This window comes from Salinivibrio kushneri (assembly GCF_005280275.1).
In the GTDB taxonomy this organism is placed as follows: Bacteria; Pseudomonadota; Gammaproteobacteria; order Enterobacterales; family Vibrionaceae; genus Salinivibrio; species Salinivibrio kushneri.
In genome coordinates this window covers 953,608-976,125 of record NZ_CP040021.1, presented here as the reverse complement: position 1 = coordinate 976,125, position 22,518 = coordinate 953,608, and the positions used below count along the sequence as shown (strand labels likewise).

The window sequence follows — 22,518 nt, the reverse complement described above, 5'->3', positions numbered from 1 at the left end:
TGTTCTAGTTCTTACTTTAGGGTCAGAGCGTCTTGAACTAACGCTTTTTGTTGTTTCTGGTGTACAGACATATAACCTACCGCAGGTGATGCCGATGCCGAGCGTCCGGCATAGGTTAACGTGGCATCTTTGGGTAAGGCTGCACGGAAGTTGTGCTGGCTGCTGTACCACGCCCCTTGGTTTTGTGGCTCTTCTTGACACCATACAAAGTCTTTCGCATTGCTATAAGGCGCAATCGCATTTTTTACCGCTTCTAGAGGGAATGGATAAAGCTGCTCAATACGGATAATGGCAACATCATCAATCTCTTGCTCTCGGCGTGCTTGTAGCAAATCATAATAGACTTTGCCCGAGCACATCACCACGCGTTTCACTTTGCTTGGCTCAAGGTCATCCATCTCGCCAATGGCAGGCATGAAGTCACCCTCGGTCAGATCTTCCAAGTTAGACACACACAGTGGGTGACGTAACAGTGATTTGGGTGACATCACGATCAAAGGACGACGCATGGGGCGCACCACTTGCCGACGCAACATATGGTAGACCTGCGCGGGGCTCGATGGCACAACGACTTGCATGTTTTGCTCAGCACACAGTTGCAAGTAACGCTCCAAACGTGCTGACGAGTGCTCAGGTCCCTGCCCTTCATAGCCATGAGGAAGCAGCATGGTCAGGCCACACATACGGCGCCATTTTTGTTCACCAGAGCTGATGAACTGGTCAATCACTACTTGCGCACCATTGCCGAAATCACCAAACTGCGCTTCCCACACGGTTAAACCGCCTGGCTCTGCCGTTGCGTAACCGTACTCAAACGCCAGTACCGCTTCTTCCGATAACACGGAGTCGAAGATCTCGAATGGCCCTTGTTTGTCATGGATATTCGCAAGTGGCAAATACGTGCTGCCATCTTCTTGATTATGAAGCACCGCATGACGGTGGAAGAAGGTACCACGGCCTGAGTCTTGACCCGTAATCCGGATACGTTTGCCGTCATCAACCAAGGTGGCATAAGCAAGGGTCTCAGCCATCCCCCAATCAACCATCTTTTCACCTTCTACCATCGCTTTGCGATCTTTGTAGAGCTTGGCGACTCGGCTATGGAGCTTATGACTGTCTGGCAGTTGGCAAATACGATGGCCCAGCTCTTTCAGGCGCTTAGCATCGAACTTATTGGCCCACTCTACCGTCCAATCGTGGCCTAGATAAGGCGTCCAGTCGACAGAATGCAACACCATGGGTCGCCACTCTTTCACCACGCACTCACCACTGTCGAGAAGATCACGATACTCATTGATCATCTCCGTGGCTTTTTCGAGGTTAGCGACACCTTGTTGATCCAATACATCAGCATACAGCTTACGCGGAGTGGGATGCTTTTTGATCTTTTGGTACATCATCGGCTGAGTCGCATTGGGCTCATCCGCTTCGTTGTGGCCGTGGCGACGGTAACAAACCAAATCAATGACCACATCACGCTTAAACTCATTGCGAAAATCGAGTGCCAAGCGCGAGACAAAAGCCACCGCTTCGGGATCGTCGGCATTGACGTGGAAAATAGGCGCCTGCACCATCTTAGCGATATCTGTACAGTATTGCGTCGAGCGTGAATCAGCCGGATTCGACGTGGTAAACCCAATTTGGTTATTGACCACGATGCGCACGGTGCCGCCAACTTGGAAGCCTCGCGCTTGCGACATGTTGAAGGTCTCTTGTACCACCCCTTGCCCAGCAATAGACGCATCACCGTGGATGGTGATCGGGAGGACACTCGACCCAGTATTGTCTTCTAATCGGTCTTGACGAGCACGCACAGACCCCATCACCACTGGATTGACAATTTCAAGGTGTGAAGGGTTAAACGCCAAGGCAAGGTGCACATCACCGCCCGGTGTCGCGAAGTCAGATGAAAAGCCCTGGTGATACTTCACATCGCCCGTGCCCCAGGTATCGTCTTGCTTACCCGCGAACTCGTCGAACAACTCAGAGGGCTTTTTGCCTAGCACATTCACCAGCACGTTGAGACGGCCACGGTGAGCCATACCGACCACGACTTCTCGTGCGCCCTCGCTACCTGCGTGGCGAATCAGCTCTTTCAGCATCGGGATCAGCGAATCACCGCCCTCAAGAGAGAACCGCTTAGCGCCGGGGAATTTGGCCCCCAGATAACGTTCGAGGCCTTCAGCTGCGGTGAGCTCTTCCAAAAAGGTCAGTTTCTCTTGCTCGGTAAACTGCGGCTGTCCAACCACAGACTCCAGGCGACCTTGGATCCAGCGCTTTTCTTCGGTATCGGTAATGTGCATGTATTCTGCACCGATCGACCCACAATAGGTCTTTTCAAGTGCATCATACAGCTCACCCAATTGCATATTGTCTTTACCAATCGCAAATGAGCCGACGTTGAAGGTTTCGTTGAAGTCCTGCTCATTAAGAGAGTGAAAAGCAGGCGACAGATCTGGTACAGGTTTACGTTTCCATAGTCCGAGAGGATCTAGGCTGGCCTGTTGGTGGCCGCGGAAACGGAAAGCATTAATCAGTTGGAGAACTTTAACTTGTTTCGCGTCTACGTCTGGATCATTGACTGAAGCACTTGCACGCGATGTATCGGTAGCTAAGCGTCGAAAGTAATCACGAACACGAGAGTGGGGTTGTTCTACCGCGGTGTCACTCACCACTGGTAGCTGGTCGAAGACCGCTCTCCATTCTTGATCAACTAACTCCGGGTCACTGAGGTACATTTCGTAGAGATCTTCTACGTACGTTGCATTGGCGCCAGCCAAATGAGAAGACTCTATCCAAGCCTTCATCACGCCATTTTGCATTGTTATCCCTTAACCACTAGTTATTTATCCAAACACCGGTCTGAGGCCGGGTTACCTGTTATTAAGCCCCGTCCAAGGACGGGGCATTTTTTATCTACGTTATTGGTTGTGCGTTTTAAACGCCGCGCTGAATCAGCATAGACTTGATATGCCCAATTGCCTTCGTTGGGTTCAGCCCCTTCGGACATACACTGACACAGTTCATGATCCCGTGGCAACGGAAGACACTAAAAGCGTCGTCTAGATCAGATAACCGCTCTTCGGTTGCTGTATCACGGCTATCCGCCAACCAGCGGTACGCAGCAAGCAAGCCCGCTGGCCCGACAAACTTGTCAGGGTTCCACCAAAATGAAGGGCAGGCGGTACTACAACAGGCACACATGATGCACTCATACAAACCGTCTAATTCAGCGCGATCTTCCGGCGCTTGCAAGTTCTCTCGCGACGGTGGCGTTTCATCGTTCATCAGATAAGGTTTGACGCGCTCATAGTTCTCATAGAACTGTCCCATATCAATGATGAGATCACGCACGACCGGTAGACCAGGTAGCGGGCGAATCACGATTTCCGACTTGTCCATCAGTGACGACAGCGGCGTGATACACGCGAGGCCATTTTTACCGTTCATATTGACGCCGTCAGAGCCACAGACACCTTCTCGGCACGAGCGGCGGAAAGCCAACGTAGGATCTTGCTCTTTCAGCTGGATGAGCGCATCCAGCAGCATCATGTCAGACCCTTCAGGCACATCCAGCGTGTAGTCTTTCATGTATGGCGCATTGTCCACATCTGGGTTGTAGCGATAGATAGAAAACTTAACATTCATCGTTCTCGACCCCCTTAGTAACTGCGGACTTTCGGTGGGAAAGCCTCACGGTGCACTGGCGCCATATTGACGTCGCGCTTCGACATAGCTTCGGTTTCTGGGTTATAGATGGAGTGGCATAGCCAGTTCTCATCATCGCGATCTTGATAATCGAAACGCGCATGTGCGCCACGGCTTTCAGTACGATAATGGGCTGACACCGCTGTTGAGTACGCGGTTTCCATCAAATTCTCCAGCTCCAAACATTCGACGCGCTGCGTGTTGAACTCGGTTGACGTGTCATCAAGACGCGCCGACTTGAGTCGCTCACGAATTTCCTTCAGCTCTTTCAGCCCTTTTTCCATGGCCTCGCCTTCTCGGAACACGGAGAAGTTTTCTTGCATACAAGCTTGCAAGTCTTTGCGGATCTCAACCGGATCTTCACCCTGTTGAGTGCTATTCCAACGATTAACACGCGCCAGGGACGCCTCGATGTCTGACTCACTCGCATCGCGCGCTTCTACTTGTGCGGCGAGTGTCTCCCCGAGATGAAGGCCGGTCGCGCGGCCAAAGACAACCAAGTCCAGCAGTGAGTTGCCGCCCAAGCGGTTCGCACCATGCACAGACACGCTGGCAATCTCACCACAGGCAAACAAACCTTGTACTTCAATGTCATTGCCGAGCGGGTCTTGTTTGATCGCTTGACCAGACACCTGCGTTGGAATACCTCCCATCATGTAATGACAGGTTGGGATTACCGGAATCGGCTCTTTGATAGGATCAACATGCGCAAAGGTGCGAGACAAGTCGAGAATGCCAGGAAGACGAGACTCAAGCACGTCTTTGCCCAAGTGATCCAGCTTGAGCTTCAGGTGCGGTCCCCATGGCCCATCACAACCACGCCCTTCTCGAATTTCGATCATCATCGAGCGCGCCACAACGTCACGACCTGCGAGATCTTTAACATTAGGCGCATAACGTTCCATAAAACGCTCGCCATCTTTATTGAGCAAGTAACCGCCTTCACCGCGGCAACCTTCTGTCACCAATACACCCGCGCCTGCAATGCCGGTTGGGTGGAATTGCCACATTTCCATGTCTTGCATGGGCACGCCTGCGCGCAGCGCCATCCCTACGCCATCACCAGTATTAATGTGGGCATTGGTGGTTGACTGATAGATACGACCTGCTCCCCCTGTCGCCAGCACCGTTGCCTTGGACTTAAAGTAGCAAATCTCGCCCGTTTCCATACACATGGCGGTCGCACCAACAATCACACCGTCTTGGTTTTTCACCAAATCAAGCGCATACCATTCAGAGAAGATGGTGGTCTTGTTTTTAATGTTTTGCTGATACAAGGTGTGCAGCAGTGCGTGCCCGGTTCGGTCAGCTGCCGCCGCGGTGCGTGCAGCTTGCTCGCCACCAAACTCTTTAGACTGGCCACCAAACGGACGCTGATAAATGGACCCATTCTCAAACCGAGAAAAAGGTAACCCCATCTTCTCTAGCTCAATCACTGATTGCGGGCCCGTCTTACACATGTACTCAATGGCGTCTTGGTCACCAATGTAGTCTGACCCTTTTACCGTGTCGTACATGTGCCACTGCCAGTTATCTTTGTGGGAGTTACCCAGTGCTACCGTAATACCACCCTGCGCCGACACGGTGTGAGAGCGGGTTGGAAACACTTTAGATAACAGTGCACAGGTTAGGCCCTGCTCTGATATTTGCAGTGCGGCGCGCATACCTGCGCCGCCTGCGCCAATGACAATTGCGTCAAATTCGCGAACTGGAATACTCACTTACACACCCCACAATACAAAGAAACCGGCAAAAACGTAGATCAGTAGCACGGCCACAACGCCAAGTTGCAACATGCCACGCAGCAAGGCTGGCTTAATATAGTCAGTCAATACTTGCCACATTCCGATCCAGCCGTGAATCAGCACGGAGACCAGGGCTAACATGGTAAAGACTTTGGTACTGGTCTGGCCGAAAAACGCTGTCCATGAGGCATACGTAATCTCAGGGCCAAAAACGGCAAAACCGACCATATAAAGTGTGTAAAGTGTGATGAGAATCGCAGTGGCGCGAATCAGCACATAGTCGTGCACGCCATTGCGCCCGACCGATGAGATGTTTTTCGTTACCATACTAAAACCCCCGCCAACACAGACAACACGCCAGTGATAACAAATGCAACCTGCGCACTTTGCACGCCAGACTCCAGTTCTTCAAAATAACCCATGTCTTGGATCAAATGACGGATCCCACCGACAATGTGATAAGCCAGCGCCGTCAAAATGCCCCAGAGGATCAATTTGACGAAAAAGCTATCGACAATGGCAGCAGCGGATTGAAATCCATCAGGAGAAGAGAGAGACAGGCTAAGCAGCCATAGGAGGATGGCGATCGAGACAAAGGTGATGACACCTGCCACTCGATGCAATATAGACGCAATCGCTGTTATCGGAAAACGAATCGTCTGGAGGTCGAGGTTTACGGGTCTTGACTTTCTTTCTTTCACGATATTGCCCACTCAGCTCCATTGAGCATTTATAGTTATTACACTCTCTGAACCTCAGTACTCAAAGCGTAAGACCTGCAACATCTGCGTAACGCGCTTCATGTACCTTATTGCTTATAACTGCAATTCTTGGCGAATGGATCACGTCATTTAGGAAAGGTGTTTGAGTCCCTAAACGCTCTAGGATACTGATTTGCCCAGAGACCTCGGAAAAGTATACGTGGCGTAACAGACAATTACAAACGTACAAAATTGACCGGAATCTCACAACAGATATTTAACGCGCATTGCAAATAAGTTATTAACTGACGCACACATCGATAGGTTAAAAATTGACATCATTGGGGCCGATCGGTACAACGGTCGAGTCCGTATCCTGGATGGGATTATAAAATAACAAAGGAGATTGTTATGGCAGAGAAGAAAGCTACCCTACACATTGAAGGGAAAGCACCAATCGAACTGCCGATTATCGAGGGCACCGTCGGTCCAGAAGTCATTGATGTGCGCAAGCTGGTAAACGAAGGCTATTTCACCTTTGATCCTGGTTTTGTCGCAACGGGGTCATGCGACTCGCAGATCACCTACATCGATGGCGCCGCTGGCGTATTGCTGCACCGCGGTTACCCGATAGATCAACTTGCCAATAACGCTGATTATTTAGAAGTCTGTTATATCCTGCTCTACGGTGAAGTCCCTACAACGAAGCAATATAATGAGTTTCGCTCAATGATCGTGCGCCACACCATGGTGCATGAGCAAATTGCGAGCTTCTTCCACGGCTTCCGCCGTGACGCTCACCCAATGGCCGTTATGGTCGGGGTTGTAGGTGCACTGGCCGCGTTCTATCACGATTCTCTCGACATCAATAACGACCAGCACCGTGAGATCACGGCGTTCCGTCTGTTGTCAAAAATGCCGACACTGGCTGCGATGTGTTACAAATACTCAATCGGACAGCCATTTATCTACCCACGTAATGACCTCGATTACGCGGAAAACTTCCTTCATATGATGTTCGCCACCCCGTGCGAGGAATATGAAGTCAACCCAGTGGTCGCGCGCGCAATGGATAAGATCTTTACCCTGCATGCCGATCACGAACAAAACGCATCAACGTCAACGGTACGTCTGGCAGGCTCTTCAGGGGCTAACCCATTTGCTTGTATTGCGGCTGGGATCGCCTCGTTATGGGGGCCGGCACACGGTGGTGCCAACGAAGCGTGCTTGCGCATGTTTGAGCAAATTGGGCATGTGGATAACATTCCTGAGTATATTGCTCGCGCGAAAGACAAAGACGATCCGTTCCGTCTGATGGGCTTTGGTCATCGCGTTTACAAGAACTATGACCCACGCGCAACTGTGATGCGTGAAGCCTGCCATGAGGTGCTTAACGAGTTGCAAATTCAGGATCCACTACTAGATGTAGCGATGGAGCTGGAACGCATCGCATTGTCAGATGATTACTTTATCGATAAGAAACTCTACCCGAACGTTGATTTCTATTCAGGCATTATCCTGAAAGCAATCGGGATCCCTACATCGATGTTTACGGTGATCTTCGCGATGTCTCGTACCATAGGCTGGATTGCCCACTGGAATGAGATGCATACCGACCCGCACAAGCGAATTGGGCGTCCGCGTCAGCTTTACACTGGGTATACGCAGCGCGAATTTACCCCAATGGATAAGCGCAGTTAAGGCGCGAATGTCATACAACAAAGCCGCCAACAGGCGGCTTTTTGTTTATCATCGGCAGTTTATCACATGGCTGCGTCTACCTTTTATCGCACTTAGCCTCAATGCCTAGGCGTCATGCTGGATTGTCGATATCAATAAAGTGCACATTCAAACCATGCTGCTGAGCAATCCACTCCCCTAGCGCTTTCACGCCATAACGCTCGGTCGCATGATGCCCTGCCGCGATGTAATGCACACCCTGCTCGCGCGCCGAAAAGGTCGTGCGCTCAGAAATCTCACCCGACAGATACGCATCCATCCCTTGTGAAGCCGCCAAGTCGATAAAATCTTGCGCGCCACCGGTACACAGACCGACGGTTTCAATCCGCGTTTGTTGGCCACCGTCAATCACAAGGGGCGCTCGGTTAAGCACCGTGGCCACTTGTTGCTCAAACTGTGCCAACGTCATGGGGGTTGAAAGCTTTCCATAAACAGGAATCGAGACAGGATTGTCAGGCTCCAGTCCCCCAAGCAGTTCAATGCCTAAACGCTTGGCAAGTTGCGCGTTGTTACCCAGCGTCGGGTGAATATCCAACGGTAAGTGATAACCGTAAAGATTGATACCGTATTCAATCAACTTCTTGATCCGTTGGTACTTCATGCCGCGAATTTGCTGTGGTTCGCCGCGCCAGAAGTAACCATGGTGCACCAAGATGGCATCCGCGTTCTGCTCAATCGCTGCGTCAATCAAATCTTGGCAGGCCGTCACCCCGGTGACGATTGTTTTTATCTCATCACGCCCTTGCACTTGTAGACCATTCGGGCTGTAGTCTTTAATGCTATCCGGTTTTAGTTCGGCGTTGATCAATGCTTCCAGTTCAAAATTATTCATAGCATTCACATTCACTTGCGAGACAATGGCAACAGTGTAACCTGACAAGCAAACATAAAAAAAGCGGTGAGACCGTGTCTCACCGCTGACTGAATATCACGAATTTGTTCCGCGGTTATATGGCCACTCATCAGTGACGGACTAGAAAAACCCGCCGGCTTTTTCCGATTCAGCCAACCAAACAGGCTTGGTACTGTCTTTAAGCCAGACTTGGTGTAAATGGCTATATATACGCGATGCCATTGGCGGCGCAATCAGTGTTGGCAGGCAAGTGATGCCCGCGATCACGACCGCACAGCGGCGTAACACAACACGGGTTTTATCGAACGGTGTATACATAATCATCCTCACTCATCTGACCAGTTTGCAAATATGAGCATAGTGTACCACCCGTTTTGTTTTTTTACTACATTAATGGTGATTTTTTACCCAGAAACCACCGTTTTAGCTTTAACAGTCTCTTAACAAGGTAATAAAATTACATCATGAGTGACACCTATCCCTTATTTAGTAACCAAGCCCAAATTAACGCCGATTTTAGCTGGGTACAAAATCAGCTCTCACTGCTCAACGATAAGCGCTTCCCAGTTGTGCCTCATCACCTTTGGCAACCCCCATTACTGCCATCTCCCACGCCCTATACGGGACCAAAGCGTATCGGCTTTTATTATCAATGGTTGCTCAGTCAGCTCATTGATTGTCACCCTCATTTGGTACTAGAAGCTGAGGAAATACAGATTAATGAAGGCGGCAAGACGCAAGGTGCCATCGACTTTTTAGTCAACTATCAGGGTCAATTAGAGCACTGGGAGGTAGCGGTAAAATTCTACCTCGCGTATGAAAACCGTTGGTTAGGCCCCAATGCCAAGGATGCGCTCGATATCAAAGTGGCGCGAATGCTTGACCATCAATTGGCGCTTTCGAGTCACCCAAGCTTTTGCCAGCAATACCCATACTGGCAGCCGAGTAAAAAGCGTCTGATGGTGCAAGGAAGGTTGTATCGCCATTATCATCATGGCGAGCAGCCCCTACCAGACTGGCTACCCATCAATCATGACAGCATTGGTGGGTGGTGGTGTTGGCCAGAAGCATTACCAACAGACAGGGAATTTGCCGTACTAGCCCGCGATCAATGGCTATCACTGCCCGCCTTTGCGGATCTACCCAAGCTAGAGCGAGCTTCACTTAAGGGGCTCTCTCGAACCTGTCACTTATTAGACGACTCACTCACACCTTGGTTCGTGGTGCCAAATGACTGGCCCGCCAATATGCCGCCACAGCCCTCTCGCTAATAAAAAACGCGCACTTTGCCAGTGCGCGTCGTTTTGCTCGCCGCGAAACACAGAAGCGGCTCGCTAAACACCTTGCTCATTGAACACACGATCAACAATTTGTTGCGCTTCTTGCTCGATGAGACGTAAGTGATCATTGCCTTTAAAGCTTTCACAGTAGATTTTGTAAATATCTTCTGTCCCGGAGGGGCGCGCTGCGAACCAGCCAAATTCTGTGACCACTTTCAAACCGCCAATAGCAGCGCCATTGCCCGGCGCATGCGTCAGTTTGGCGGTAATGGGATCACCAGCTAAGGTCTCTGCCGTCACCATATCGGGGTTGAGCTGACTGAGCACCTGCTTTTGCGCTGCATTGGCAACCGCTTGTAATCGGTTATAGGCTGGATCGCCATGCTTGCCGGCGAGTTTCTGATAGTACGCCTGCGGTGTAAGTCCTGTTACCGCCAGAATTTCTGCCGCCAGTAAGCAAAGAATGATACCATCTTTATCCGTTGACCATGGCTGCCCATCAAAGGTTAAGAATGAGGCGCCAGCACTTTCTTCTCCGCCAAAGCCAAGCGTTCCTTCACTCAAGCCAGGCACAAACCATTTAAAGCCGACGGGCACTTCAACCAGCGGACGGGCGAGATCGCCAACCACCTTATCAATGATCGCACTGGACACCAGGGTCTTACCCACGCCTAAATCGGCTGACCACTGCGGACGGTGACGGAATAAATAATCGATGCACACCGCTAAATAGTGGTTAGGATTCATCAAGCCAGCCGGAGTCACAATGCCATGGCGATCGAAATCTGGATCATTACCAAATGCCAAATCATAATCGTCCTTGTACGCTAGGAGTCCAGCCATGGCGTATGCTGAAGAGCAATCCATACGAATCACGCCATCACCATCGCGAGGCATAAAGCCAAAGGTTGGGTCGACATGATCATTAATCAGGGTAATATCGAGTTGATAATGCGCGGCAATTTGCTGCCAATAGCGGATCCCGGCTCCCCCCAAAGGGTCGACGGCAAGTTTTAATCCTGCCGCCTGAATGGCCTTGATATCAACGACATGCTCCAGCCCTGCGACATAAGGCGTCACTAAGTCTTGCTCCTGGTAGTAAGCGCTTGCCCGTGCTTCGTCGATAGCCAATCGTTGAACGCCTTCTAAGCCAGCATCAATATAGTCGTTGGCGCGTGCTTCAATCGATTTTGTGATAGCGCCTTCTGCTGGGCCACCATGAGGTGGATTATACTTGATGCCACCATCTTGCGGCGGATTGTGTGAAGGGGTGATCACAATCCCATCCGCTTGCTCAGCATGATCACGGTTATAAGCCAGAATTTGTTGAGAAATGCCCGGCGTTGGCGTATAGCCCTGCTCGGCTTGCGCAATAACCTGTACCTGATTGGCCGTTAATACTTCAACCACGGCACCGAAGGCGGGCTCGGAAAGCGCATGAGTGTCTTTTCCTACAAAGACAGGGCCAGAAATACCGCGCGCGCTGCGCTCATCACAAATTGCTTGTGCAATCGCGAGAATATGGTCGCGATTAAATGTGGTGTTCAACGCGCTTCCACGGTGGCCTGACGTCCCAAACGCAACACGTTGCGACGGATGACCTGGACGTGGTTGAGTCTGGAAAAAACGCGTCACAAGCGCCGGAATATCACACAAATCTTGCGGGTTCGCGCGCTGTCCGGCTTGAGGATGCACTGCCATAATTCTCTTCTCCCATGAGTGGCATAGATTAAATCGCGTTCACAACCTTCTCAGTCAAATCACTCGGGAACTGCATTTTTTCCATAAGCTGCTCCACCATCTGACGCTTACGGCCAGTATTCGTGTTGGTGATGACCCAAAAAGGTGTTTCTGGAATCTGCTTGGGTTTGGTGGTTTTGCCGCTTTCTAATAAAGTTTGTGGATTATCGGCAAAATACAGACGGGTACGCCCTTTTAGCGCCATACCATCTGCGAATCCTTGTTGGTCAACACGGTATAAGGTGGTGAGGATCAGCATGAAACGCCCAATCGCTCGTTCTTGGGCCGCAAACTCATCTGAAATCAATAACGTTCGCATCGCTTTGACACGATCGACGGACGCACTGCGCCCAGCATCTTTACTGACAACAATACCGCTAGAACGAGAGGGCGTCGTCGGCGCAGCCTGAGTGGGCTGCGGTGCCGAGTCCGACAGCAGTAAGCGACGCAGGATGTCTGATGCGCTTTCGCCAATATGCTGAGTTTGGCTGGCAATATACCGGTATAGATCGTCGTCAACCTCTATCGTCTTCATTGTTTTTCATCGCGTCCTGTTTATCGTTTAACGGGGCGATTATACAGAGATAGATAGGTATACTCTACGTTAAAGCCAGTAATCTGAGAGAAAAGCAACGTGTTATTAAACGGAAAGTCTCGCGGTGAGGGCTCACCGCTTGTATTGATCCACGGTTTATTTGGTGATCTCGACAATTTAGGCGGGCTCGCCAAGACACTATCCGAGCATTTTTGTGTCTATCAAATTGATCTACCTAACCATGGTCGCTCCTATCATACACAGGACACGAATTATCGAAGCCAGTCCGATGCCGTGGTCGCGTGGATGGATGCACAACAGCTTGAGTCAGCCATTATCGTTGGCCATTCAATGGGTGGCAAAGTGGCGATGGCCGTCGCTCAGCGCTTCCCAGAGCGCGTCGAACAACTGGTGGTGATGGATATTGCCCCAGTCGATTATCAAGTTAACCGCCATGACAACGTGTTCAAGGCATTGCATCAGACGCAAAGGGTGACACTGGAAAGCCGCCAACAAGCGCAAACCATGATGAATGAAACGATTGAAAATCCAGGTGTAAGCCAATTTTTATTGAAATCACTCTATAAAACCGATCACGGTCACTACGCCTGGCGCTTCAATATTGATAATCTTTATCACGGCTATCGTGACATCATGGGGTGGACAGATTTTGGCCAATATGCAGGCCCCACTCTGTTTGTCAAAGGGCAGAACTCTGAATACATTCTGCCAGACCACCGTGAGGCCATTACCGCTCAGTTTCCGCATTCAAAAGCACATATGGTGGCAGGCACGGGTCACTGGCTACATGCTGAAAAGCCAGCGGTGGTTGCCAACGTCATCGAACGTTTTTTAATGCCGAGCGAGCGTTAACAGTTAAGTGACCCTTGTGATATATTGCGCCGCATAAGTCGGTGCTCAATGGAGGCACGCATGCTTTACGAGCACTTTCAATTGCTCGAGAAAATAGGTCTAGATCTCGTCTTCGCCGCGATTTTCTTTTTTATCGGCATGGCAATTAAAGACGTGCTACGTGAGGGCAATGTGCCAGTATTCGGCCGACGGATCGTCTGGTTTGTGCTCACACTAGGCTGTGTCGGCTTTATCGTAAAAGGTGTGATTCAGTTGGTTTGGGAGGGGGTCGGCATCGGCTAACCCTAGCACTGAAGTCACTGGTTAATCATATAGGTTTGAAAAAGCGACGCTTTTTCTTTAATTCGAGTTAGTTGCAAACAGCAACCCACTGACAAAACGGGTGTTTTTTATATGGCGAGTGTAGGTCTCTTCTTTGGTAGTGACACGGGAAACACGGAAGCAATTGCAAAAACCATTCAAAAGCAGTTAGGCAAACAAATGGTTCACGTGCAGGATATCGCAAAAAGCAGCAAAGAAGATATTGATAACTTCGATTTGCTGCTGATCGGTATTCCGACATGGTATTACGGTGAAGCGCAGTGCGACTGGGATGACTTTTTCCCAGAGTTAGAGCAAATTGACTTCTCAACAAAACTCGTGGCTATTTTCGGCTGTGGCGACCAGGAAGATTACGCAGAATACTTCTGTGATGCCATGGGCACCGTCCGCGATATCATTGAAGCGAAAGGCGCTACCATCATTGGTCACTGGCCAACTGAAGGGTATGAATTTGAAGCGTCGCAAGCGTTGGTTGATGACAACCACTTTGTCGGCTTGTGTGTGGATGAAGATCGCCAACCTGAACTGACCGACGAGCGTGTAAGCAAGTGGGTAAAACAAGTTTATGAAGAAATGTGTTTAGCAGAGCTTGAAGACTAAGTTTTGCTTATCAAACGCCAAGGATGCTCAACCTTGGCGTTTTTTGTCTAATTCAACGCAAACGGGTCGGTCATGCAGCTTGTTTGCTGGCTGCATCTCGATACTGACGTTTCTTCCTCACGTATAGGGTGCGCTTTACTTCCGCGACCACGTCACCATTTGCATCTTTCACATGTACCACGAACTCTGGCAACACCTTATCGCCCTGTCCTGCTTGTTGTTGGATATCGGTTAACACCGCATCGCTGATCACAAAATCTGCGTACAAGTCCGTGGTTCCCGGCTTAATAAAATTGATATCAGCTTGCTTGTCCCACACATGGTACTGAGGACCGAGAATGCCCATTAACATCAGCGCATAGACAGGATCAGTCAAGGAGAAGATGCTACCGCCATATTGGGTACGGTTAGCATTTTTATTCCACCAGCGGAGTTTCAAGCGCATATTGACACGTTTAAAATCCTGGCTGATGGCATCAATATGGATCCCTGCGCCCCAAAAAGGTGGCCAGCTGTTAAGTGCCCACTTAACAATACGTGGTTTGTAGAAACGATACATGTAAGTTGACATCCTTATCTGGTCTAACCAGATAATATTTACATCTAGTAAACATTGATGCAACCACAAATGATCAATTTTCCCCCTGAGAACGCATGTCGAGAGTAGCGAGAGCAGTGCAATTTTGATAGGCTTATAAGATATTTTCCTTGCTAATCCAACTGTCTTAACTCAGGCAGAAAACAGGTAGATACACATGTCAGACAATAACCAGGCGTTGAAGCAAGCTGGGCTCAAAGTCACCCTTCCACGGCTCAAGATCCTAGAAGTGCTGCAACAGCCAGATTGCCAGCACATCAGTGCCGAAGACCTGTATAAGAAATTAATCGATCTAGGTGAAGAAATTGGCCTAGCGACCGTGTACCGCGTACTGAACCAATTTGATGATGCAGGCATTGTCACGCGTCACCACTTTGAAGGCGGCAAGTCCGTATTTGAACTGGCGACCCAGCATCATCATGACCATCTGGTCTGCCTTGACTGCGGTAAAGTGATTGAATTTTCTGATGATTTGATTGAAGAGCGTCAGAAAGAAATCGCCGCGCGCTTTAATGTGCAACTAACAAATCATAGTTTGTATTTGTATGGCCACTGTCAGGAAGGTGACTGCAAAGCCGATCCATCCATTCACAACGCTGACTAAATCAGTAATATGTGTCTTAAAAAAGCCGGCGTGATAATCACGCCGGCTTTTTATTATTTACCTTCTATCTTCGCCCAGGTATCACGCAAGCTCACCGTCCGGTTGAAGACAAGCGCATCCTTACGGCTATCTTTATTATCTACACAAAAATAGCCTGTACGCTCAAACTGATAGCCCTTTTCGACAGGCGCATTTTGCATGCTTGGCTCGACAAAGCCATGCTGTACCTGTAACGACTCAGGATTAATGGTTTCCGCGAAGTTGTCCGCGCTGGCCGGATTTGGCACCGTAAATAAGCGGTCATACAAACGGAATTCAGCGGGTAACGCCTCAGCCGCAGAAACCCAATGGATCACGCCTTTCACTTTTCGCCCATCGGCAGGATCTTTACCGAGGGTGTCTGGATCATAGCTGCAATATACAGTGGTAATATTGCCCTCATCGTCTTTTTCACAACGCTCCGCTTTTACCACGTAGGCATTGCGCAAACGTACTTCCTTCTCCAGTACCAGTCGCTTGTACTTCTTGTTGGCTGATTCACGGAAGTCTTCTCGCTCAATCCAGATCTCGCGCGAAAATGGCACCTGGCGCGTCCCCATCTCTGGCTGATTGGGATGGTTGGGTGCATCAAGCCACTCCACGTCATCGGCTTTGTTTTCAATCACCAGTTTAATGGGATCGAGCACCGCCATGGCGCGTGGTGCATTTTCGTTTAAGTCATCACGCACGCAAGATTCAAGCGCACTCATTTCAATGGTGTTATCTTGCTTAGTCACACCAATACGCTGACAAAACTCACGAATGGAGGCAGGCGTGTAACCCCGACGACGCAAGCCTGAAATAGTCAGCATACGCGGGTCATCCCAACCGTTTACTAACTGCTCCTCCACCAGTTGGTTCAGCTTACGTTTAGACATCACGGTATACTCGAGATTCAAGCGGCTGAACTCATATTGGTGCGGCGTACAGTCGATAGTGATGTTTTCCAATACCCAATCGTATAGGCGTCGGTTATCTTGAAATTCGAGGGTACATAGAGAATGCGTGATCCCTTCCAGTGCATCTGAAATGCAATGGGTAAAGTCGTACATTGGATAAATGCACCACTTGTCGCCAGTCTGATGATGATGCGCAAAACGAACACGGTATAAAACCGGATCCCGCATCACCATAAAGGGGGACGCCATATCGATTTTAGCACGCAAACAGGCCTTACCTTCGGCAAACTCACCCGCTCGCATTTTTTCAAACAGTGCCAAATTCTCTTCAACCGAGCGTTCACGATAAGGGCTGTGCTTGCCCGGCTCGGTCAATGTGCCACGATACTCTCTGATCTCGTCGGGCGTCAGCTCTTCAACGTATGCCAACCCTTTTTCAATCAGCTCAACCGCGTAGCCATAAAGCTTGTCAAAATAGTTTGAGGAGTAACGCACCTCTCCTGCCCAGTCAAAGCCCAACCATTGGACGTCACGCTTGATAGATTCAACGTATTCCACGTTTTCTTTTTCTGGATTGGTATCATCAAAACGCAGGTTACATTCACCCTGATAGTCTTGTGCGATCCCGAAGTTCAAACAAATTGATTTGGCATGGCCGATGTGCAAATAGCCATTCGGCTCAGGCGGGAAACGTGTCACGACCGCTGTGTGTTTCCCTTCCGCCAAGTCTTTATCAATGATTTGGCGAATAAAGTTGGTGGGACGAGCTTCAGCATCACTCATCAAGGTTACCTCGTATCAAAAATGCGAATTTTAAAGCTACATAGGCACTATGATCTCCTATTCCGCGCTGCGACTCAACCCGTTGTTGTCATTGTCATCGCGGTGCAGGCCTATTTGTTACTTTTTTGCTCGAAAATGGTGACAGCGCACCTAAAAAAGCGCCCAGCTGTTAGCTGGGCGCGTTGTTCAGATTATTGTGGTGCTGTACCCCATTTAAGGCAGCGCGACTTTTGACAAATCTTCATCTTCTGGGATTTGTTTCAGTTCACCGGCAATGATTTCTGCTAGGGGGCCAAGAATGACCTGCAAGTTATTCTCGCCAAGCTTGACGACCCCCATCGCCCCAATCGCTTTCAATTTCGCTTCATCAACCACCTCGCGGTCGGCAACCGACAGACGCAGACGGGTAATACAAGCATCAATTGATGTGAGGTTTTGATGACCACCAAGGGCTTTAAGGTACTTACGTGCCAGTTCGCGATTATCGCTCGCTTCACCCGTATTGGCGCTCGCCGGTGCACTTTCTACTGCGTCATCTTCTCGGCCTGGCGTTTTCAGGTTCAAGGCTGAAATCGCGGCACGGAATGACACGTAGTAGAGCGCAAAGAACACAAGGCCCAAAATAGGTAGCATGTACCACTGGTTAGCCACCGGGTTTTTCGATGACAACACCAAGTCAACTAACCCTGCCGAGAAGCCGAAGCCTGCCGTCCAGTCGAAAGTGGCGGCGATGAACAGTGAAATACCCGTTAACAGCGCATGCAACACAAACAACAAAGGTGCGACAAACAAGAATGAGAATTCGAGCGGCTCAGTCACCCCAGTAAAGAAAGACGCAAAGCCAGCGGCAATCATGATAGACGCAACACGCGCTTTATTCTCAGGACGCGCAGTATGATAAATTGCAAGTGCAGCACCTGGAAGACCAAACATCATGACGGGGAAGAAACCTGCCATGTACATGCCTGTAGTCCCTTTAATCGCTTCGCCTGTTTCAAGGCCTTGTGCTCCCATCCAGAAGCGGCCCAAGTCGTTAATACCGACGGTATCGAACCAGAACACGGCGTTAAGCGCGTGGTGCAGACCAACAGGGATAAGTAGGCGGTTAAAGAAGCCATACACACCGGCACCCGCCGCACCCAGATTGGTGATGCTTTCGCCAAAGTGAACCAAGCCACCAAAAAGAACAGGCCAGACAAACATCAATACAAATGAGATGATGATCGCCACCACTGAGACCAAGATCGGCACCAAACGCTTGCCGCTAAAGAACGCCAACGCTTTTGGCAATTCAACCCCGCTGTAGCGGTTATACAGCTCAGCGGACACCACGCCGATCAAGATACCGATAAACTGGTTGTTGATTTTGCTAAAAGCAAGCTCATTGTTGCCGACTGAAATATCGACCAAGCCAATTTGACTCACCGCACCAGGCGCACACAGTGTAGTGATAACCATAAAGCCCACAAACCCTGCCAGAGCGGCGGCGCCATCTTTATCTTTTGACATGCCATACGCCACACCAATGGCAAATAACACTGACATATTGTCGATAATCGCTGCCCCTGATTTAATCAAGAAAGCAGCTAAGGCGTTGTTTCCACCCCATCCAGTTGGGTCAAGCCAGTAGCCGACCCCCATTAAGATCGCAGCTGCTGGCAATACCGCAACCGGTACCATCAGCGCACGACCTATACGTTGTGCATAACCAAGAATATTCACCGTCGTTCCCCCTTTATATTTTTCTGTGTCCACCACGCTAGCGCTCGCTACGCGGTTAGACATCTAACTTGGACGCTTGCCCAAGGACTTTTGTTAAATCACTTCTTTTGTAAAGCAATGTTAGTCAATTGCAGTTTATGTCAATAAATTCGCCTCGCAAATTAAACCCGCGTTATTTGTGAGAATCATCACCAAACCACCCCATATACAGAGAAAATTGTTAGCCTGATCATAAAACTTATTTTATGATGAAAATAAATAAGCATATCCGTTATGCTATGGCCACGAACTGCGCATTGATAGAACGAGGTGACCCATGCGACTCATTCCTTTACAAACCAGCCAACAAGTCGGCCTATGGTCGGCTCGCTATATCGTTGATACCATCAACACGTTTTCGCCGACTGCCGATAACCCCTTTGTTCTGGGCTTACCCACGGGGGGGACGCCACTCAACACCTATAAGCAACTCATAAAACTCCACCAGCAAGGTGAAGTCAGCTTCAAGCACGTGGTGACCTTTAATATGGACGAATACTGTGGGATCCCTGCTGATCACCCACAAGCCTATCGTACCTTTATGTACCAAAACTTTTTTAACCATATTGATATTCAGGAAAAAAACATCAACTTGCTTGATGGCAATGCGACCGATGTCGATGTCGAGTGCCAACGCTATGAAGAAAAAATCAAGGCATACGGCAAAATCCATCTCTTTATGGGTGGTGTAGGTAACGATGGTCATATTGCGTTTAATGAACCTGCGTCATCATTAGCCTCAAGAACACGGATCAAAACCTTGACCGAGGATACCCGTGTGGCAAACTCTCGCTTTTTTGATAATGATATCAATCAAGTACCTAAGCATGCGCTCACTATTGGTGTCGGCACCTTATTAGATGCAGAAGAAGTCATGATCTTGGTGACAGGACACAATAAAGCCCAGGCACTTGAGGCCGCGGTGGAAGGCTCAGTGAACCACTTATGGACAGTATCAGCGCTACAACTGCACCCAAAAGCGATGATTGTGTGTGATGCGCCTTCAACAGCAGAACTAAAAGTAAAAACTGTGAAGTATTTTCAAGAGCTTGAAGCCCAAAATATACACCATTTATAAGGAATTGAAGCATGTATGCGTTAACTCACTGCCGGATTTTTACCGGCCATGAGGTGTTGGATGATCATGCCATCGTGATTCGAGAAGGCCTGATTGACGCCGTCTGTCGACAAGACGCCCTACCCAATAATATTGCCACGCGTGCGCTCAACGGTGCATTAGTCAGCCCAGGCTTCATTGACCTTCAGCTTAATGGCTGTGGCGGGGTGATGTTTAATGATGCCATTACGCCTGACACCATCGCGACCATGCATCAGGCTAACCTTAAGTCAGGTTGCACCAATTTTCTCCCCACTCTGATCACTAGCTCTGATGCCGATATGCAAGCCGCCATCAGCGCCATGCGGACGTACCAACAACAGCACCCCCATCAGGCGCTGGGGTTACACCTTGAAGGCCCTTATTTGAATATCGAAAAAAAGGGGATACACAGTGCTGACTATATTCGTCCAAGCAACGATCAGATGATCAACTACTTGTGCGACAATGCGGATGTGATTGCTAAAGTCACCCTCGCGCCTGAATTGGCACCTGCGTCACATATTCAAGCCCTTAAGCAAGCTGGTATCGTGGTTTCTGCTGGCCATACCAATGCCACTTACGCACAAGCTAAGCAAGGCTTTACCCATGGCATTTCCTTTGCCACGCACCTGTTTAACGCGATGACCTCTATATCAGGCCGTGAGCCAGGCGTCGTCGGTGCTATCTACGATACACCGGATGTTTACACTGGCGTGATTGCTGACGGCTTTCACGTTTCATACCCTAACATTCGTCTCGCACATAAAGTAAAAGGTGAGAAATTAGTGTTGGTTACGGATGCGGTTGCACCAGCAGGAGCCGACATGGATCACTTTATTTTTGTAGGTAAGAAAGTATATTACCGTGACGGTAAGTGTGTTGATGAAAATGGCACGCTTGGCGGCTCGGCTCTGACGATGGATCAAGCGATTTATAACAGTGTTGAGCATGTAGGGATCGCCTTGGATGAAGCTTTGCGGATGGCTACGCTCTATCCCGCTCGCGCAATCGGTATCGAACAACACTATGGCAGCATTCGTCCGGGGAAAGTTGCGAATCTTGCCATTTTCGACCGAGCAATCAACGTTCAAGCGACGATCGTAAACGGACAATATCTACAAAGCTAGGACACCTATGACTGGCGGAAAAATCGGGAATGTCGATCTTGTAAAGCAACTTAACGGAGCTGCCGTTTATCGATTAATTGATCAACAAGGGCCTATTTCACGCATACAAATTGCCGATGTAAGCCGATTGGCGCCGGCAAGTGTGACCAAAATTACCCGCCAACTGTTAGAAAGAGGTCTGATTAAAGAAGTGGCACAACAAGCATCGACAGGCGGACGTCGTGCCATTTCTCTCACCACCGAGTGTGCGCCCTTTCATACCCTTGCGGTACGACTGGGTCGTCACTTTATTGAGTTGTCTTTGTATGACTTAAGTGGTGCCTCGTTGGCTGAACACGGCGAAACCTTCCAGTACCATGATCAAGACGAGCTTGTTCAAGGCTTGATTCATATCGTTAGTCAGTTTTTGGAAACGCACCAACACGCACTCCGAGAACTGATTGCGATATCCGTAGTGATGCCTGGCCTGGTTGACCCTGATTCAGGGGTGGTCGAATACATGCCCAACATCAATATTAAACAACTTGCGCTTGCTGATACCTTGCGCGAAGAATTTGGTGTGCAGGCTTTCGTTGGCAACGATATCCGCGGACAAGCATTAGCGGAGCACTACTTTGGGGCGAGCCAAGACTATTACGACTCTATGCTAGTCAGTGTGCATCATGGTACTGGCGCGGGGATCATCGTCAATGGGCAAATTTTTCTTGGCCAGAACCGGAATGTGGGTGAACTTGGTCATGTACAGATCGATCCACTGGGTAAAAAGTGTCAGTGTGGCAACTTTGGCTGCTTAGAAACCGTGGCGTCGAACGAAGCGATCATTGAACACGCGCAACAGCTGCTTGCACAAGGGCATCCCAGTAGCCTCAGTTATGATCAAAGTCTGACTATCGAAGCGATTTGCCAAGCCGCAGAACAAGGTGATGAGTTGGCGCGCCAAGTATTGGTGAAAGTCGGTAATCATCTGGGTAAAGCGATCGCGATGACCGTCAATCTATTTAACCCACAGCTGGTGGTCATTGCGGGCAAGATTACTGCAGCAAAAAGTGTGGTCTTCCCTGCCATTGAGCGCTGTGTCGAGAATCAATCATTGCCAAGTTTCCACGAAAAGCTGGCGATTGTTAGCGCCGACCTAGAGGCTCAGCCGACAATGGCCGCGTTTTCCTTGGTTAAACGCGCAATGCTTAACGGTGAGCTCCTACAAGAGTTGCTAGAAGAGTAAGGCGTTAGTCAGAAAGCCGAAATTGCCTGGCTGACACCAGTCAGGCTTTATCTACCTGCGATGAGCGTACGCATAAAGCCTCGCTGATACACCGGCATACTCACTGGGAGTCGAGCACTCCCCTCTTTTTCCATCCCGCCTATTGCATCACGCCTCTAATCACTCAGTCAGCACCCTGTCTTGAGTCACCTTTTTTAAGTCAATCTGTTTATGTCACCCATGCAGCAAAAGGCTGGAAGCTTTCGTCGATCGGCGCTTCACCGCCACTGTCACTATGCTGTCGGTTCTCA

Annotated in this window: 21 protein-coding genes; 9 read left to right on the top strand and 12 right to left on the bottom strand. The window is 49.6% G+C overall.

Annotation, left to right across the window (positions count from 1 at the left end; translation table 11 throughout):
• Window positions 1-11: 11 nt before the first annotated feature.
• The 5 genes from sucA to sdhC form a co-directional block, all read right to left on the bottom strand.
• Complete coding sequence (sucA, locus tag FCN78_RS04720) at window positions 12-2,822, bottom strand: 2-oxoglutarate dehydrogenase E1 component (RefSeq protein ID WP_077459477.1); 2,811 nt, start codon at window positions 2,820-2,822, stop codon at window positions 12-14.
• Between the two features lie 115 nt (window positions 2,823-2,937).
• Window positions 2,938-3,648, bottom strand: a complete 711-nt coding sequence (locus FCN78_RS04715; protein WP_046073555.1) for a succinate dehydrogenase iron-sulfur subunit — start codon at window positions 3,646-3,648, stop codon at window positions 2,938-2,940.
• 14 nt (window positions 3,649-3,662) lie between these two features.
• Entirely contained in the window at window positions 3,663-5,429 is a 1,767-nt protein-coding gene (gene sdhA, locus FCN78_RS04710; RefSeq protein WP_069361411.1) for a succinate dehydrogenase flavoprotein subunit, read from the bottom strand.
• A complete protein-coding gene (gene sdhD / locus FCN78_RS04705; RefSeq protein WP_069361410.1) occupies window positions 5,430-5,780 on the bottom strand; it encodes a succinate dehydrogenase, hydrophobic membrane anchor protein in 351 nt (116 codons plus the stop codon). It lies immediately after the preceding gene.
• Window positions 5,774-6,166: a succinate dehydrogenase cytochrome b556 subunit gene (gene sdhC, locus FCN78_RS04700; protein WP_069361409.1), complete on the bottom strand. Its 393-nt coding sequence runs from the start codon at window positions 6,164-6,166 to the stop codon at window positions 5,774-5,776. Before sdhC ends, sdhD begins: the two co-directional genes overlap by 7 nt.
• Window positions 6,167-6,565: 399 nt before the next feature.
• On the opposite strand from sdhC, the gene FCN78_RS04695 reads away from it, so the two are divergent.
• A complete protein-coding gene (locus FCN78_RS04695) occupies window positions 6,566-7,855 on the top strand; it encodes a citrate synthase (RefSeq protein ID WP_069361408.1) in 1,290 nt (429 codons plus the stop codon).
• A gap of 112 nt (window positions 7,856-7,967) precedes the next feature.
• On the opposite strand, the gene FCN78_RS04690 is transcribed toward FCN78_RS04695, so the two are convergent.
• Together FCN78_RS04690 and FCN78_RS04685 are read right to left on the bottom strand one after the other, a co-directional pair.
• Window positions 7,968-8,726, bottom strand: coding sequence for a Nif3-like dinuclear metal center hexameric protein (locus tag FCN78_RS04690; RefSeq protein ID WP_069361407.1), 759 nt, complete (start codon window positions 8,724-8,726; stop codon window positions 7,968-7,970).
• A gap of 141 nt (window positions 8,727-8,867) precedes the next feature.
• Window positions 8,868-9,071: a DUF2517 family protein gene (locus FCN78_RS04685; protein WP_106407164.1), complete on the bottom strand. Its 204-nt coding sequence runs from the start codon at window positions 9,069-9,071 to the stop codon at window positions 8,868-8,870.
• 140 nt (window positions 9,072-9,211) lie between these two features.
• On the opposite strand from FCN78_RS04685, the gene FCN78_RS04680 reads away from it, so the two are divergent.
• Complete coding sequence (locus FCN78_RS04680; protein ID WP_077658852.1) at window positions 9,212-10,018, top strand: DUF1853 family protein; 807 nt, start codon at window positions 9,212-9,214, stop codon at window positions 10,016-10,018.
• A gap of 63 nt (window positions 10,019-10,081) precedes the next feature.
• Here the strand turns inward: FCN78_RS04680 and pgm are convergent, their stop codons facing one another.
• On the bottom strand, window positions 10,082-11,728 hold the full coding sequence (gene pgm / locus FCN78_RS04675; RefSeq protein WP_077653093.1) for a phosphoglucomutase (alpha-D-glucose-1,6-bisphosphate-dependent): 1,647 nt from the start codon (window positions 11,726-11,728) through the stop codon (window positions 10,082-10,084).
• A 28-nt stretch (window positions 11,729-11,756) separates the two neighbouring features.
• The gene (gene seqA / locus FCN78_RS04670; RefSeq protein ID WP_077456598.1) at window positions 11,757-12,302 is read right to left on the bottom strand and encodes a replication initiation negative regulator SeqA; all 546 of its coding nucleotides are present in this window, start codon (window positions 12,300-12,302) and stop codon (window positions 11,757-11,759) included.
• 99 nt (window positions 12,303-12,401) lie between these two features.
• Between seqA and FCN78_RS04665 the strand changes: the two genes are divergently transcribed.
• The 3 genes from FCN78_RS04665 to fldA all read left to right on the top strand — a co-directional run bounded on the left by FCN78_RS04665 (window position 12,402) and on the right by fldA (window position 14,096).
• Window positions 12,402-13,175 (top strand): alpha/beta fold hydrolase, encoded by a 774-nt coding sequence (locus FCN78_RS04665; protein WP_077658851.1) that lies wholly within the window; start codon window positions 12,402-12,404, stop codon window positions 13,173-13,175.
• 60 nt (window positions 13,176-13,235) lie between these two features.
• Complete coding sequence (locus FCN78_RS04660; RefSeq protein WP_021022467.1) at window positions 13,236-13,457, top strand: DUF2788 domain-containing protein; 222 nt, start codon at window positions 13,236-13,238, stop codon at window positions 13,455-13,457.
• A gap of 111 nt (window positions 13,458-13,568) precedes the next feature.
• Entirely contained in the window at window positions 13,569-14,096 is a 528-nt protein-coding gene (fldA, locus tag FCN78_RS04655) for a flavodoxin FldA (RefSeq protein ID WP_046073566.1), read from the top strand.
• Window positions 14,097-14,166: 70 nt separating this feature from the next.
• Here fldA and FCN78_RS04650 read toward each other — a convergent pair whose 3' ends face one another.
• Window positions 14,167-14,667: a DUF4442 domain-containing protein gene (locus FCN78_RS04650; RefSeq protein WP_077658850.1), complete on the bottom strand. Its 501-nt coding sequence runs from the start codon at window positions 14,665-14,667 to the stop codon at window positions 14,167-14,169.
• Window positions 14,668-14,851: 184 nt separating this feature from the next.
• Here FCN78_RS04650 and fcrX point away from each other — a divergent pair, with 184 nt between their 5' ends.
• Complete coding sequence (gene fcrX, locus FCN78_RS04645) at window positions 14,852-15,298, top strand: ferric iron uptake transcriptional regulator FcrX (protein WP_069361401.1); 447 nt, start codon at window positions 14,852-14,854, stop codon at window positions 15,296-15,298.
• A 53-nt stretch (window positions 15,299-15,351) separates the two neighbouring features.
• Here fcrX and glnS read toward each other — a convergent pair whose 3' ends face one another.
• Window positions 15,352-17,019 carry a glutamine--tRNA ligase gene (gene glnS, locus FCN78_RS04640; RefSeq protein ID WP_069361400.1) on the bottom strand — a complete coding sequence of 556 codons (1,668 nt, stop codon included), beginning with the start codon at window positions 17,017-17,019 and terminating at the stop codon, window positions 15,352-15,354.
• Window positions 17,020-17,232: 213 nt separating this feature from the next.
• A complete protein-coding gene (gene nagE, locus FCN78_RS04635; RefSeq protein WP_069361498.1) occupies window positions 17,233-18,741 on the bottom strand; it encodes an N-acetylglucosamine-specific PTS transporter subunit IIBC in 1,509 nt (502 codons plus the stop codon).
• Between the two features lie 316 nt (window positions 18,742-19,057).
• Here nagE and nagB point away from each other — a divergent pair, with 316 nt between their 5' ends.
• The 3 genes from nagB to nagC are packed head-to-tail and all read left to right on the top strand — an operon-like array spanning window position 19,058 to window position 22,228.
• Window positions 19,058-19,858 (top strand): glucosamine-6-phosphate deaminase, encoded by an 801-nt coding sequence (gene nagB / locus FCN78_RS04630; RefSeq protein ID WP_069361399.1) that lies wholly within the window; start codon window positions 19,058-19,060, stop codon window positions 19,856-19,858.
• Window positions 19,859-19,869: 11 nt separating this feature from the next.
• The gene (nagA, locus tag FCN78_RS04625) at window positions 19,870-21,006 is read left to right on the top strand and encodes an N-acetylglucosamine-6-phosphate deacetylase (protein WP_077599322.1); all 1,137 of its coding nucleotides are present in this window, start codon (window positions 19,870-19,872) and stop codon (window positions 21,004-21,006) included.
• Between the two features lie 7 nt (window positions 21,007-21,013).
• On the top strand, window positions 21,014-22,228 hold the full coding sequence (nagC, locus tag FCN78_RS04620) for a DNA-binding transcriptional regulator NagC (protein ID WP_069361397.1): 1,215 nt from the start codon (window positions 21,014-21,016) through the stop codon (window positions 22,226-22,228).
• Window positions 22,229-22,518: the final 290 nt, after the last annotated feature.

What these genes read in the sequence shown, in the direction of transcription:
- FCN78_RS04695 (WP_069361408.1), top strand. Translation starts at nt 6,566, where the DNA reads ATGGCAGAGAAGAAAGCTACCCTACACATTGAAGGGAAAGCACCAATC.
- FCN78_RS04690 (WP_069361407.1), bottom strand. Translation starts at nt 8,726, where the DNA reads ATGAATAATTTTGAACTGGAAGCATTGATCAACGCCGAACTAAAACCG.
- nagB (WP_069361399.1), top strand. Translation starts at nt 19,058, where the DNA reads ATGCGACTCATTCCTTTACAAACCAGCCAACAAGTCGGCCTATGGTCG.
- FCN78_RS04660 (WP_021022467.1), top strand. Translation starts at nt 13,236, where the DNA reads ATGCTTTACGAGCACTTTCAATTGCTCGAGAAAATAGGTCTAGATCTC.
- FCN78_RS04715 (WP_046073555.1), bottom strand. Translation starts at nt 3,648, where the DNA reads ATGAATGTTAAGTTTTCTATCTATCGCTACAACCCAGATGTGGACAAT.
- FCN78_RS04685 (WP_106407164.1), bottom strand. Translation starts at nt 9,071, where the DNA reads ATGATTATGTATACACCGTTCGATAAAACCCGTGTTGTGTTACGCCGC.
- pgm (WP_077653093.1), bottom strand. Translation starts at nt 11,728, where the DNA reads ATGGCAGTGCATCCTCAAGCCGGACAGCGCGCGAACCCGCAAGATTTG.
- glnS (WP_069361400.1), bottom strand. Translation starts at nt 17,019, where the DNA reads ATGAGTGATGCTGAAGCTCGTCCCACCAACTTTATTCGCCAAATCATT.
- seqA (WP_077456598.1), bottom strand. Translation starts at nt 12,302, where the DNA reads ATGAAGACGATAGAGGTTGACGACGATCTATACCGGTATATTGCCAGC.
- sdhD (WP_069361410.1), bottom strand. Translation starts at nt 5,780, where the DNA reads ATGGTAACGAAAAACATCTCATCGGTCGGGCGCAATGGCGTGCACGAC.
- nagC (WP_069361397.1), top strand. Translation starts at nt 21,014, where the DNA reads ATGACTGGCGGAAAAATCGGGAATGTCGATCTTGTAAAGCAACTTAAC.
- sucA (WP_077459477.1), bottom strand. Translation starts at nt 2,822, where the DNA reads ATGCAAAATGGCGTGATGAAGGCTTGGATAGAGTCTTCTCATTTGGCT.
- FCN78_RS04680 (WP_077658852.1), top strand. Translation starts at nt 9,212, where the DNA reads ATGAGTGACACCTATCCCTTATTTAGTAACCAAGCCCAAATTAACGCC.
- fldA (WP_046073566.1), top strand. Translation starts at nt 13,569, where the DNA reads ATGGCGAGTGTAGGTCTCTTCTTTGGTAGTGACACGGGAAACACGGAA.
- FCN78_RS04650 (WP_077658850.1), bottom strand. Translation starts at nt 14,667, where the DNA reads ATGTCAACTTACATGTATCGTTTCTACAAACCACGTATTGTTAAGTGG.
- nagA (WP_077599322.1), top strand. Translation starts at nt 19,870, where the DNA reads ATGTATGCGTTAACTCACTGCCGGATTTTTACCGGCCATGAGGTGTTG.
- fcrX (WP_069361401.1), top strand. Translation starts at nt 14,852, where the DNA reads ATGTCAGACAATAACCAGGCGTTGAAGCAAGCTGGGCTCAAAGTCACC.